Raw genomic sequence first — 12,402 nt, 5'->3', positions numbered from 1 at the left:
GTATCCAACGAATACCGCGAGGAACCGAACCGTGATGATCCCGATCGATATCCGGCCCGACAAGCTCACCCAAGAAATGCTGGACTATTCCCGTAAGCTCGGCCAAGGCATGGAAAACCTGCTCAACGCCGAGAAGATCGACACCGGCGTGAGCCCGAAGGAACCGGTCTACACCGAAGACAAGCTGGTGCTCTACCGCTACGACACGCCCGAAGGCGTCACCCCCGACCCGGTCCCGCTGCTGATTGTCTACGCCCTGGTGAATCGGCCCTATATGACCGATATCCAGGAGGACCGCTCGACCATCAAGGGTCTTCTGGCGACCGGTCAGGACGTCTATCTGATCGACTGGGGTTACCCGGATCAGGCCGACCGTGCCATTACGCTCGACGACTATATCAACGGCTACATCGACCGCTGCGTGGATCACATCCGCGAGGCGCACGGGGTCGAGAAGATCAACCTCCTCGGCATCTGCCAGGGTGGTGCCTTCAGCTTGATGTACACCTCGATGCATCAGGACAAGGTCAACAGCCTGGTGACCATGGTCACCCCGGTGGATTTCAAGACCCCGGACAACCTGCTGTCGGCTTGGGTCCAGAACGTCGACATCGACCTCGCGGTCGATACCATGGGCAACATCCCGGGCGAGCTGTTGAACTGGACCTTCCTGTCGCTCAAGCCCTTCAGCTTGACCGGTCAGAAGTATGTCAACATGGTCGACGTGCTCGACGACCCGGACAAGGTGAAGAACTTCCTGCGGATGGAGAAGTGGATCTTCGACAGCCCGGATCAGGCCGGCGAGACCTTCCGCCAGTTCATCAAGGACTTCTATCAGCGCAACGGCTTCATCAACGGCGGCGTCATGCTGGCGGGCCGGGAAGTGGATCTGAAGAACGTCACCTGCCCGGTCCTGAACATCTATGCGATGCAGGACCATTTGGTGCCGCCGGATGCCTCCAAGGCGCTGAACGGCTTGACCGGCAGCACCGACTATACCGAGCTTGCCTTCCCCGGCGGGCACATCGGCATCTATGTCAGCGGCAAGGCGCAGAAAGAGGTCACCCCCGCCATCGGGAAGTGGCTGAACACGCACTCCGTTTAAACCGCGTCCAGAGCGAGATGCTCACTTTCGAGTGAGCTCTACATTATACCCCAAGGCCGCGCATCACGCGGCCGTCGCCCTCGCACGGGCTGCCGCGTCTACGCGGCAGCCGACCTCATAGCCGGACTTGCCTCCGAGCCTTCATCGATCGTCTCGTCGATCGGCTGCATCGCCTGATCGACGTAGCGGTACCCCGGCCGCCGCGTGTCCTCCTTCACCCGCCGATACAGCCGCCACACCCGCCAGGCGTAGGCGATCAAGCCTCCGTAGGTCGTCGTAACCTCCCGCAACCGACGCGGGTAAAAGACCCACGCAGACTCGATCGGCAGCCCCGAGCGCCGCTCCGTGCGGATCTTGCGACGCAGAAACCCGCCCTGCAGCGGATGCACCCGCTCGAACCTGAAGCAGCCGTAGAACTCCAGTGCGATCTCCATGATGCGTTTCGGATTGCGGTTGAAGGCCGCGGCGCGCCGCATCAGTGTCTCCAGGTGCTCCATCGAGTAGTAGCTGTCCCAGGCGCGGCGGTAGACGCCCTGCCACTGCGGCGCGCTCATCCTCGGGTGGGTCGTGCAGACATGCTCGAGGTCGTAGCGGTTCAGATCCGGGTCGAGCGGCGCGCCCTGCGCATGCAGCGCCTGATGGTCGGCGGAGCCCGGCAACGGCGTCAGACAGAAGAACTCCAGGATGTCGAGCGGCAGCTCGCGCTTGATCGTCTCGATGTCGTTCAGAATGCGTTCCGGCGTGTCGTCCGGAAAGCCCAGGATGTAACCGCAATAGGTGGTCACGCGCTGCTGCTGCCAGGCGAGCAGCATGTTGCGGTAGTTGGCGATCTTGTTTTGCTTCTTGTGTGCGGATTTGAGATTGTCCGCGTTCACGCTCTCCAGCCCGATGAAGACCCGCGAGACACCCGCCGCCCGCGCCTTGGTCACGAACCCCGGCAGGGTGTGACACATGGTATCGATCTGAATGGTGAAGTTGAGCTTCACGCCGAGCTCGCGGCGCAGGGCGGCGATGCGGTCGAAGATCGGCTCCCAGTTGCGGTTGCGCGCGAAGTTGTCGTCGGTGATGAAGTAGTGGCGAATCCCGTGGGCCAGGTTGGCGCGCAGCAGCCGTTCGATGTCGTCCGGGTCGCGGAAGCGGGATTTTCGGCCCTGCACGTTGATGATGGTGCAGAAGCTGCAAAGGAAGGGGCAGCCGCGCCCGGCATCGAAGGTCCCGGGCATGGGGGCATAACGCCGCGCCACCTCGGGCGGGAGATAGGGCATGGTCTTGCCCTGCAGGTCCGGGAGCTCCGCCATGTGATTGTAGAGCGGCTCCAGACGCCGTGCGTCGGCGGCCCGGAGCAAGTCGGCAAAATGCTCCTCGGCCTCGCCGGCAAAGAGGGTGACGCCCAGATCCATGGCCTCCTGCAGCTCGGGGGGTACGCCCGGGAGCATCGCCAAGGATCCGCTGACGTGGAAGCCGCCCATCACGACCTGCAGCCCTGCCGCCCGAAAGCGTCGCGCCAGATCCATGGCACGGGGGAACTGGTTGGATTGGACACCCACCAGGCAGACCAGACCCCGACCGCCGTTGTCTTGGATGCGACGGATGATCCGCTTCACCGGGACCAGCGTGTTGGTCTCGTCGTAGGCATTGACCTCGATGTGCACGCCCTCGCCCAAAACCCCGGACTGATCGGCGGCGCGGGTCAGCCCGTAGAGGCTCGCGAGCGAGTTGGACGGGATCCATGCCTTGACCCACTGGATGACATAGCCGGCGTCGTCGTAGTGCGAGGGCTTGATCAAATCCACGTGAAAACGGGTCGCGGTCGCGCTGCTCGGACGCATGATGGCCCCTCGTCGACGGAAAAAGGGATGACCGGCGGGGACTGGCTCGCCCGCGAGTCCCGCACCGAGGATCTCGGACGTGCGGGATTGACGGCGAAACGGCTGTCGTCCAGCGCGGATTCCGCGGTCGATGCTAGTCCCGATGAGAGGTACGGGCAAGCCCGAGAGCCCGCCGCGGCAGGTTCCGGGTCCGCATCAACCGCATGATGCACCCATGCCCTTCAGCCGCCCGGCACCTCGGGACTGTCCCCGTCGCCTGAACCCATGGCATGATCCTGCGCGAGATCGACCGGGGATCATTCCGATACCCCGGCCTTACAAGGTTGTCGGGCATGCACTGCGAGATCACAGAGACCGCACAGGGGATCGGCGCGCGGCCGGTCGCTTCGGACCTCGCCGCATCGCGGATCGACCGCGAAGCCGCCCGTGTGCCGAAGAGCGTCCGCGTCGGTGCAGACGCGGACGGCGAGGCCCGGCGATGAGCGAGCCGGACCGGGATGCGACGGACTTCGATCGGGCCGTCCGTGCACATGACGAGGCCGTCGCGGCGGCGATCTCGGCAATGGGACTGGCGATCTGGGTGGGTACCGAGCCGACCTTCACCGATCGCTTCTCCGAGGCCCCCGAGTGGCTGAGTACCGCGCTCGGCGAGGATAAGGAGACCCGCGCCGAGCAACTCTTGTGCGCCCTGCAAGCCCGCATGGGCGGCCTGGTTTTACGCACCCAAGGCCGGCAGTATCCCGGCGAGGATCGGCCGCGCTGGAGCCTCGGTCTCTATGCGCGGCGCGACGGCACGCCGCTCTGGCACGGACCGCCCGACCCCGCACTCGGCACGCCGCCCCGGAGCGACGTCGATCTCGGCATCCTGCACGGCAATCTCTCTGCACACCTGCAGGAGATCGGTTGCGATGTGCGGACTTTCTCCGGGGACGAGGGTGGTCTGCATGTGCTCGCCCGGTTTCCGCCTGCCGCCGGCACGGCGGTCGGAGACGACGCGCTCGACGCGGGCGAGTCAGAGGACAAGCTGCCCTGTTTCGTTCTCGACAGCATGACCTGGCAGGACACGAAGGTCGCCCGGATCGCACTGCCCGATTGCGAGACGGTCGAGCAATTTGCACGTTGCCTCGCGGCCATCGGCACGGCGGCCACCGACGCCGGCCTGCCGGCACTCCTGCTGACCGGCCACCCGCCACCCGTCGATGCGACCGTCTCCTGGACCACGATCACGCCCGATCCGGCGGTCATCGAGATCAACATGGCACCTTATCCCGACGTCACCGGGTTGCTCGCCGCCACGCGTACACTCTACGGCGCAAGCACCGAGCTCGGACTCGCCCCCTACCGTCTTTACTACAACGGCTCGGTTGCGGATTCGGGCGGCGGCGGACAGATCACCTTCGGCGGACCCAGCCCGCAGGAGAGCCCCTTCTTCGTCGCGACGCGCGTCTTGCCGCGTCTGGTGCGTTATCTGAACCGACATCCCGCCCTGTCCTATCTCTTCGCCCACGACCACATCGGCGGCTCCGGGCAAGCGGTGCGCGCCGACGAGCGCGGGCGCGATGCCTTCCGCGAGCTGGGCCTCGCACTCGCCTTGCTGGAGCGCGGGCCGCCTCCCGACGCCGAGACGCTCTGGTCGGGATTGTCGCAACTGCTGACCGATGCCATCGGGAACAGCCACCGCGCCGAGCTCAACATCGAGAAGCTCTGGAACCCTTATGTGCCCGGACGTGGAAAACTGGGGCTGGTCGAGCTGCGTGCCCTGCGCATGCAGCACACGCCCGAGCGTGCCGCGGCGCTCGCCGCCCTGTTGCGCGCCATCATCGCGATGCTCGCTGTCCGAGAGCTCGATGCCCCGCTGTGCGATCACGGCGACGACCTGCACGACCGCTATGCCCTGCCCTACTACCTGGAACGCGACCTCGAGGAGGTGCTCGGCGATCTGAGCACGGCGGGCCTCGGCCTCGCGCCGCCCTTGGCCGAGCTGCTGAGGCGCAACAGCCTGCGTCTGATCGCCCGAGTGCGGCATCGCGACTGCGAGCTGACGATCCGTCGCGCGGTGGAGTTCTGGCCCTTGATCGGCGATGTCGGTCGGCAGGATCAGGAGACCTCGCGGCTCGTGGATGCGAGCACGACGCGCGTGGAGATCCGTCTGCGGGCCGTGGAGGGGACGACCGCGGAGGACTTCGCCGACTGGCGGATCGCGGTCGGCGACGTTCGGCTTCCCTGGCGTCCGGAGCAGGATCCGCAGGGGCCGGCGAAGGTCTTCGGTCTGCGCTATCGCAGCTTCGTGCCCTGGCAGGGGCTGCACCCCGCACTGCCCGCCCAAGGCCCGCTGTCGCTGACGCTTTGGCATCCCGCGCACGCCGATGCCCTTCATGCAACCTTGCACGACTGGCGACCGAGCGGCGGCGGCTACGACGGTCTGCCTGCCGACTTGGCCGAAGCCGCCGCCCGACGGGCCGAACGCTGCGTCGTCGAACCCGCATCCCCGCCCGCGCAGGAGACCTTGCGCGCGCCGCCGCCCGAGGCACTCACGCCGTATGCGCTGGACGTGCGCTGGATCGGACTCGGGAACGACACACGCGCGCCGGCCTGGACCGACCTGACATGACCCTTGCCGCAGACGTCCAACGCTGTGCCGATACGCTCGCCGCGCTCGAAGCCGCCATCGGCTGCGCCCTCGTGGGCCAACCTCGGGTCGTGCGGGCATCCGTGGTTGCCTTGGCCGCGGCCGGTCATGTGCTGCTCGAAGGCGTGCCCGGTGTCGGCAAGACACTCCTGGTGCGCGCGCTCGCCGCCGCCGTCGGCGGGCGCTTCTCGCGCATCCAGTTCACCCCCGACCTGATGCCGAGCGATGTCACCGGGCATGCCGTCTTCGACATGAAGAGCGAGGCGTTCCGGATTCGGCGCGGCCCGATCTTCTGCAACCTGTTGCTCGGCGACGAGATCAACCGGGCGCCCGCGAAGACGCAAGCCGCGCTGCTCGAGGCCATGCAGGAGCAACAGGTGACGATCGAGGGCACCCCGCTTGCACTCAGCCCGCCCTTCCTGGTGTTTGCGACCCAGAACCCGATCGAGCACGAGGGGACCTATCCGCTGCCCAAGGCGCAGCTCGATCGCTTCCTGCTCAAGGTGATCGTCGATCACCCGGATGCGGGCGAAGAGCTGGCCATGGTCCGCCAAGTGACGCACGACCGGGTCGGCGACCGGCTCGACGTCTCGGGCGTGCGCGAGGTCCTGAGCGCAACCGATCTGCTGGATCTGCAGCAGGTCACCGCGCGGCTGCGCATCGACGACGGCGTCCTCGCCTATGCCGTGCGCTTGGTCCGCTCGGCGCGAGACTGGCCCGGCGTGGAGACCGGACCCGGTCCCCGCGCCGGGATCGCCCTGGTGCGCGCCGCGCGCGGACATGCGCTCGCGGACGGCCGAGATTTCGTCACGCCCGACGACGTCAAGGCGATGGCCCCCGCGGTGCTGCGCCACCGGCTCGCACTCGGCGCCGATCTGGAGATGGAGGGTCTCGGCCCGGAGCATATCCTGCGCGACCTCCTCGCCGGCGTACCGGCCCCGCGGACGTAAACCGCATCCGTGCCGATATCCATGAAGGCCGAGGAGTCTGCACTCACGCGAAGCGACCCCCGACCACTCCAGACCTGGCTCGGCATCAGACCACGCGCCCCGTTGGTCTTGGCACTCGCCGGCTGGACCTCGGTGGGCCTGGCCGCCGTCTGGCTTCCGCTGGCCGGCCTTGTTTGGCAAGGCGTCGGTATCCTGCTCGGGGTGTTTGCCGCCGCCGACCTGCTGGCCCTCGCCCGGCTACCCTCGCCCGATCTGTGCGGCCGCATGCACGGTGTCCTGTTGCTCGGTGCGCCGGGTCGGGTTCGGCTCACGCTCGCCAATCCATCACCCCGACACCTTCGATTCCGTCTCCATGATCTGCATCCGAGCAGGTTCGCGGTACAGGGTCTGCCGCGCGAGGTCGCCCTCGAGGCCGGCACAACCGCACGGATCGACTATCGCCTGACCCCGTCGCAGCGCGGGAGCTTCGCCATCCCGGGCTGCGAGCTCGCCTTGCGCTCGCCGCTCGGCCTCTGGGTCGGTCTACGCGCTCTAACCCTGTCGACGACCCTGCAGGTCTTCCCGAATCTCGCCCGCATCGGCCGCGACGCCCTGCCCGCGATGCAGGATCGGCGCACCTCCGCCGGGGAGCGACGCCGACCGAGACGGGGTGAAGGGGCGGAGTTTCTTCAACTGCGCGACTATCATCGGGGCGACGGCTTACGACGGATCGACTGGAAGGCGACGGCGCGGATGCGTAAGCTTATCGCCCGAGAGTACGAAGACGAGTGCGACCGACATCTCGTCTTCCTGCTCGATACGGGGCGCCGGATGCGCCATCGCGATGCCGAGCGCTCCCATCTGGACGAGGCATTGAGTGCACTGCTGACGGTCGCCTTCGTCGCCATCGCGCACGGCGATGCCGTGGGACTCATGACCTACGGCGGGTCGCGACGCTGGTGCGCACCGCGCAAAGAGGCGCAGAGCATGCGTCGGCTGCTCGAACGGGTCTACGACATCCAGCCGAGCCTCGAGGCTTCGGATCCTCTGCAGGCGGCGCGCGAGCTGCTGCATCGGATGCCGCGACGGGCCTTGGTGGTCATGATCACCAACAGCCGAGACGAGGATCAGTCCGGGCTGGAGCGTGCAGCACGCCTGCTGCGACGGCGTCACCTCTTGATGGTCGCGGACCTGCGCGAGTCGGCCCTTGATCGGAGCCTGGAGACCGAGATCGCGGACCTGCCCGGCGCACTGCGTTTGCACGCGGTGCACGGCTGGCTCGCCACGCGGCGACACCATCGGGAGCGTTTGCGCCATCTGGGCGTCGACATCCTCGACCTTCTGCCGGCGCAGCTGCCGGGCGCCTTGGTGGAGCGCTATCTCGCGATCAAGCGAGCCGGGAGGCTTTGATCTAAACCGCGTCCCGAGCTAAACCGCGCCCAGTGCGGTATGCGATGTTTTTGGATGGGATCGGCCCCGGCGGATTTCAGAACCGCTGGAGCCGGCGCGGTTTAGATGCTCATTTTAGAGTGAGCTCGACGTTTGGTGCATGCACAACCTTTAGCGGGGACGCGGTTTAGATGCGTACACCCACACACCAACCCATCCATCTCAGGAGCCTAAAGAATGCGTTATCTGCTCGGCGCCCTTGCGCTCGCCGCGTCCATCCCCGTTCAGGCGGCCATCCCGGCGACCCCGGTCATGACCCTCTACAAGTTCAACGGCCCGATGGAGGTGCCCTACTACAACGCCGACAGCTTCGCGCGCTCGGGTGCGAAATCCCCCGCCGGAACCCTCACCCAAGGCACCTCCGTGATCCCCTGCTTGATGATCCGAAACGGCAAGCCCTTGACCGACAGTTCAGGGACGCCGTTCGTGGGGTTCGAGGTCGTGGTCGATCCGAGGAAGGCGAGCCGAAGCGATACCGAGCGTTTCAGGAGCGCCGTCGCGGCGCGCAAGTCGATGAAGGTGCAAAACCATCACTGCCCGTCGAGCGTGAAGAACGTCATCAACGTGCGCGAGCTCTATGCGCTCGAGAAGCCGCCCTTCTTCGATCCGCCCTCGAGCGGGCGTGCCGGCAGCCCGGGCGGTGCGAGCGAGCTCGACCGCATCGTGCGTAGCTTCCATGCCTCGAGCCAATGCGAGAGTGCGAATCGCAACCTGACCGGCCGCCGCGCCGCGCTCGACCGTGCCTGGGGCGACTTCATCCGCAGCAACGGGCGGCTCGGGTCCGAGGCCACGCTCGCGCGTGCGAAGCATCTCGACTACGTCATGCGAACGGCCATCTACGAGGGCCATCTCGAGCGCGGCTGCAACGCCTACGGGGCCTGCGAGCGCAACATCATCGTGCTCTCGATCCGTAACCGCGCGGTCGGTCAGTGTCTGAGCCGGCAGGGGTGCAAGTCCCCGGGCGACTTCCAAGGCGTTTCCTCTTCGGTGTCGCAGTACAACATCTGGGACGAATACCTGACCCAGATCTCCGGACTCACCGCCTGCTACCTGCGGCCCGACCTTGCGGACAACGACCGCTATGCCAAGCTCCAAGCCATGTACGCCCAGTCGGTCGGGGATGCCGAACGGATCCTCTTCGGCAGCGAGCGTGATCTGCAGGCGATCTTTCCGGACAATCGTCTGGCCGATCTGACCTCGATGCGCCACTATTATCACGCGCCGGCCATGGGCAAGTGCTTCCCCACGCACGACCGCGTCGAGTACATGACAGGCGCGGTCGCGCGCAACGGGGACGATTTCGCCCTGATCGCCAACACCCGGATCAAGGTCGGACCCGCGAGCGGGGATGGCTATCGGTTCGAGGTGTTCCGCTTCGACGAGACCCCGGAGCGCGATATCGTCCGCACCGAGAACAATTATCCGGGCTTCATCGTCGACGGGCGCAAGGTCTCGCTGCGCAAGCCCAAGTCATGCCCGCCCTACGGGATCCCGAGCGGCTGCCGCTCGGGCAACGTCGGACGCTACCGCACGGTCCCGAGCTGGCTCTCCGCCGGCAAACCGGTGGAGATCACCTGCAGCATCCAGGACCGGGGCGAGTCCTGCCGCGGCAGCGCCACCACACGAACAGCCAGTGTCGGCGGTGTTTGCGACAAGGAGATGCGTCCGGTCGCCGGCGTGCATTGATTCGAGACGTCACGTGATGAGCGCACTTCCCGCAACCTATCTCGACATCATTACCCCGCTGATCGAAACGGCCAGGGACATCCTCGAACGCGGCGAGAGCTTGAGCCCCTTCGCGTTCGTCGGAAACCTCACGACCGGAGAGACCTTTCCGGTCCTGCTGAGCACCGCCACTGAGCAGGAAAAGGACGCCGCGGCCGCCATGATTCGCCGGCTCGCCGAGCTGCACGAGGCCGACTTCATCTTCATGATCATGGAAGCCTGGTCCTTGCCGCCGAGCAAGGTCGGGCAGTTCAAGGAGATCATCGAGGAATACGGCTCGATCGGCGCTTCGCCCTACCGGGTCGATGTCGCCTCCTTCGCGCTCGAGACCCGGCATGGTCTCTGGGTGACCCAGATCCCGATCGAACCGAAGGGCGCCTCGAAGACGCAGCGTACCTTTGGCCGACCGGAGTTCCAGCACTTCACCGAGGCCAAGGGGCGATTCGTCGATCTATTGCCCGTCAAGGACGGCGAGCGGGGGCCGCCCCGAACGCTGCATTAAACCGCGCGCGACGTCGCTGTCATTCCGAGCGAGGCGGCAAGCAACTGGACCAAGCCGGCCTCGATCTCGGGCATCGACACGCCCGGGACCAGATCCGACAGCCGAGTGACGGCAAGGCCGGGGTAACCGCAGGGGTTGATCCGACCGAAGGGGGCGAGATCCAGGCTCACGTTCAGGGCGAGTCCGTGGTAGCTGCAGCCGTTGCGGATGCGCAGACCCAGCGAGGCGACCTTGGCGCCCGCGACATAGACACCGGGCGCATCCGCGCGGCGCTCGGCCGTCACCTCCAGGGTTGCGAGCAGGTCGATTACGGCCTGCTCCAGGAGACCGACCAACCGCTTGACGCCAAGGCCGGCCCGGCGCAGATCGAGCAGGACATAGACGACCAACTGTCCGGGACCGTGATAGGTGACCTGCCCCCCTCGGTCGACCTTGAGCACCGGGATTGAGCCGGGATCCAGCAGGTGCTCCTCGCGGCCGGCTTGGCCGAGCGTGAACACGGGCGGGTGCTCGAGCAGCCAGATCTCGTCCGGGGTGGCGGGGCCGCGTAGGTCGGTGAATCCGCGCATCGCTTCCAAAGTCGGCAGATACTCCCGATAGCCCCGCAGCCGACGCACCAAGAGCGGACGCACGCCATCGCTCTCCGCGCTCATATCACCCAAACGATCGACTCGTGTGCGGTGAGGTCGCAGTAGATCGCATCGAGCTGCGCGCGGCTCTCGGCCTGGATGTTCAGGGTCACCGAGATCCACTTGCCGCCGCTGCTCGAGCGGGCGCTCACGTCCGCCGCCGCGGGTCGAGGTGCATGCCGGCTCACGATCTCGATCACCAATGCCTCGAAATGCCCGTCGGCAAGGCCCATCGCCTTGAGCGGAAAACGGCAGGGGAAGACGAAGACGGGATCGGACGTCTCCGGCCTCGGAGCCGGCGCCCGGGATGGGAGCGGTTTCGACGGGGGCTTAGATTCGGCCATCTCGCACCTGGATATCAGCCTGATCCGATCAGAACAATCTGAGAACGCTGTCCTTGGCCATCTGCCAAAGACCGCCCTTACCGACCTCTTCGAGTGCAACCAAAGGCACCCGATTGAGCTCCTCCTCGCCGAGCATGACCACGATCTCGCCGACTTGCGCACCGCGTTCGATGGGGGCGGTTAGGCTATCCATCGACTTTTCCAGGCGTGCGGTGAGCTCGGCGTAACGCCCACGCTGGAAGGTCGCGAAGACATCCGCCTCCGGGCCGACGGGGAGCATCTCCTTGTCGCCCATCCAAACGCGCAAGGTCTCGACCGCTTGGTCGGCGGGATACAGGCGATGGCTCTCGTAGAAGCGAAAACCGTAGTTCATCAGGGCAAGACTGGCTTCGGCCCGCGCATTGGGCGTGGGCGAGCCCATCACCACCGAGACGAGCCGCATGTCGTCGCGCTTGGACGAGGACACCAGACAGTACCCGGCGGCCTGGGTATAGCCGGTCTTCACGCCGTCCGCGGTCTCGTCGCGACGCAGCATGGGGTTGCGATTTTGCTGGGTAATCCCGTTGAAGGTGAACTCGCGCGTGCTGTACCAGGCGTAGAACTCGGGGAACTCGCGAATGATCGCCATGGCGACCGTGGCGATGTCGCGCGCGGTAATGTAGAGCTCCGGATCGGGCAAGCCGTGCGGATTGGTGAAATGGCTGCCGGTCATCCCGAGGCGCTGTGCATGGGCGTTCATGAGACCCGCGAAGGCATCGACGCTCCCCCCGACATGCTCGGCGAGGGCGACGCTGGCATCGTTGCCCGACTGCACGATCATGCCCATCAGCAGATCTTGGATCGTGACCTGCTTGCCGACCTCGATGAACATCTTCGACCCGCCGGTGCGCCAGGCCCGCTCGCTGACGTAGGCATTGTCGGTCAGGGCAACCTTGCCGGCCGCAATCTCGCGGAACACCGCATAACCCGTCATGATCTTGGTCAGGCTCGCCGGCTCCAAGCGCTCGTCCGCATTCATCTCGGCGAGGATCTGCCCGCTGTTGAAATCGAGCAGCAGGTAGCCCTTGGCCGCGACTTCGGGCGGATCCGGGACGGGTTGCCGACTTTGCGCCACCGCGGGCGAAAGCGCAAAAACACAGATCAGCAACAACAGCTTGGAGACTAACTTCATGTGGGATATCCGGAGGTCGGGATGAGAGGCGTTTGACCGGGTGCATTCTAACCGCCGTCCGGCGTATTTGGCATCCGCATCGGTCGGCTC

The 12,402-nt window shown here is 66.1% G+C and carries 11 protein-coding genes; 7 read left to right on the top strand and 4 right to left on the bottom strand.

Annotated features, from left to right (window positions below; genetic code table 11):
• Positions 1 to 34 precede the first annotated feature (34 nt).
• Entirely contained in the window at positions 35 to 1,105 is a 1,071-nt protein-coding gene (locus KFB96_RS18365; protein WP_213461205.1) for a class III poly(R)-hydroxyalkanoic acid synthase subunit PhaC, read from the top strand.
• Between the two features lie 98 nt (positions 1,106 to 1,203).
• Here the strand turns inward: KFB96_RS18365 and KFB96_RS18360 are convergent, their stop codons facing one another.
• Entirely contained in the window at positions 1,204 to 2,934 is a 1,731-nt protein-coding gene (locus tag KFB96_RS18360; RefSeq protein ID WP_213460327.1) for a radical SAM protein, read from the bottom strand.
• A 269-nt stretch (positions 2,935 to 3,203) separates the two neighbouring features.
• Between KFB96_RS18360 and KFB96_RS18355 the strand changes: the two genes are divergently transcribed.
• From KFB96_RS18355 to KFB96_RS18330, 6 genes are all read left to right on the top strand, one after another.
• Positions 3,204 to 3,416: a hypothetical protein gene (locus KFB96_RS18355; protein ID WP_213460325.1), complete on the top strand. Its 213-nt coding sequence runs from the start codon at positions 3,204 to 3,206 to the stop codon at positions 3,414 to 3,416.
• Positions 3,413 to 5,545, top strand: a complete 2,133-nt coding sequence (locus KFB96_RS18350; protein WP_213460323.1) for a transglutaminase family protein — start codon at positions 3,413 to 3,415, stop codon at positions 5,543 to 5,545. The genes KFB96_RS18355 and KFB96_RS18350 overlap by 4 nt, the downstream gene beginning before the upstream one ends.
• Positions 5,542 to 6,513: a MoxR family ATPase gene (locus KFB96_RS18345; RefSeq protein WP_213460321.1), complete on the top strand. Its 972-nt coding sequence runs from the start codon at positions 5,542 to 5,544 to the stop codon at positions 6,511 to 6,513. The genes KFB96_RS18350 and KFB96_RS18345 overlap by 4 nt, the downstream gene beginning before the upstream one ends.
• Before the next feature lie 9 nt (positions 6,514 to 6,522).
• Positions 6,523 to 7,902, top strand: a complete 1,380-nt coding sequence (locus tag KFB96_RS18340; RefSeq protein WP_300970444.1) for a DUF58 domain-containing protein — start codon at positions 6,523 to 6,525, stop codon at positions 7,900 to 7,902.
• A gap of 216 nt (positions 7,903 to 8,118) precedes the next feature.
• Complete coding sequence (locus KFB96_RS18335) at positions 8,119 to 9,627, top strand: hypothetical protein (protein WP_213465955.1); 1,509 nt, start codon at positions 8,119 to 8,121, stop codon at positions 9,625 to 9,627.
• Positions 9,628 to 9,643: 16 nt separating this feature from the next.
• Positions 9,644 to 10,168, top strand: coding sequence for a hypothetical protein (locus KFB96_RS18330; protein ID WP_213460319.1), 525 nt, complete (start codon positions 9,644 to 9,646; stop codon positions 10,166 to 10,168).
• On the opposite strand, the gene lipB is transcribed toward KFB96_RS18330, so the two are convergent.
• Genes lipB through KFB96_RS18315 form a run of 3 tightly spaced genes read right to left on the bottom strand, consistent with a single transcriptional unit; the run spans position 10,165 to position 12,312 of the window.
• Positions 10,165 to 10,821 carry a lipoyl(octanoyl) transferase LipB gene (gene lipB, locus KFB96_RS18325; RefSeq protein WP_213460317.1) on the bottom strand — a complete coding sequence of 219 codons (657 nt, stop codon included), beginning with the start codon at positions 10,819 to 10,821 and terminating at the stop codon, positions 10,165 to 10,167. The two genes, KFB96_RS18330 and lipB, sit on opposite strands and share 4 nt — an antisense overlap.
• On the bottom strand, positions 10,818 to 11,141 hold the full coding sequence (locus KFB96_RS18320) for a DUF493 domain-containing protein (protein ID WP_213460315.1): 324 nt from the start codon (positions 11,139 to 11,141) through the stop codon (positions 10,818 to 10,820). Before KFB96_RS18320 ends, lipB begins: the two co-directional genes overlap by 4 nt.
• Positions 11,142 to 11,169: 28 nt before the next feature.
• The gene (locus KFB96_RS18315) at positions 11,170 to 12,312 is read right to left on the bottom strand and encodes a D-alanyl-D-alanine carboxypeptidase family protein (RefSeq protein WP_213460313.1); all 1,143 of its coding nucleotides are present in this window, start codon (positions 12,310 to 12,312) and stop codon (positions 11,170 to 11,172) included.
• Positions 12,313 to 12,402 lie beyond the last annotated feature (90 nt).

Origin of the sequence: Thiocapsa sp. (assembly GCF_018399035.1) — a bacterium.
GTDB lineage: Bacteria > Pseudomonadota > Gammaproteobacteria > Chromatiales > Chromatiaceae > Thiocapsa.
The sequence above is the reverse complement of the archived record's forward strand: the minus strand, read 5'-3'. Positions and strand labels throughout refer to the sequence as shown.

What these genes read in the sequence shown, in the direction of transcription:
- KFB96_RS18365 (WP_213461205.1), top strand. Translation starts at nt 35, where the DNA reads ATGATCCCGATCGATATCCGGCCCGACAAGCTCACCCAAGAAATGCTG.
- KFB96_RS18360 (WP_213460327.1), bottom strand. Translation starts at nt 2,934, where the DNA reads ATGCGTCCGAGCAGCGCGACCGCGACCCGTTTTCACGTGGATTTGATC.
- KFB96_RS18355 (WP_213460325.1), top strand. Translation starts at nt 3,204, where the DNA reads ATGATCCTGCGCGAGATCGACCGGGGATCATTCCGATACCCCGGCCTT.
- KFB96_RS18350 (WP_213460323.1), top strand. Translation starts at nt 3,413, where the DNA reads ATGAGCGAGCCGGACCGGGATGCGACGGACTTCGATCGGGCCGTCCGT.
- KFB96_RS18345 (WP_213460321.1), top strand. Translation starts at nt 5,542, where the DNA reads ATGACCCTTGCCGCAGACGTCCAACGCTGTGCCGATACGCTCGCCGCG.
- KFB96_RS18335 (WP_213465955.1), top strand. Translation starts at nt 8,119, where the DNA reads ATGCGTTATCTGCTCGGCGCCCTTGCGCTCGCCGCGTCCATCCCCGTT.
- KFB96_RS18330 (WP_213460319.1), top strand. Translation starts at nt 9,644, where the DNA reads ATGAGCGCACTTCCCGCAACCTATCTCGACATCATTACCCCGCTGATC.
- lipB (WP_213460317.1), bottom strand. Translation starts at nt 10,821, where the DNA reads ATGAGCGCGGAGAGCGATGGCGTGCGTCCGCTCTTGGTGCGTCGGCTG.
- KFB96_RS18320 (WP_213460315.1), bottom strand. Translation starts at nt 11,141, where the DNA reads ATGGCCGAATCTAAGCCCCCGTCGAAACCGCTCCCATCCCGGGCGCCG.
- KFB96_RS18315 (WP_213460313.1), bottom strand. Translation starts at nt 12,312, where the DNA reads ATGAAGTTAGTCTCCAAGCTGTTGTTGCTGATCTGTGTTTTTGCGCTT.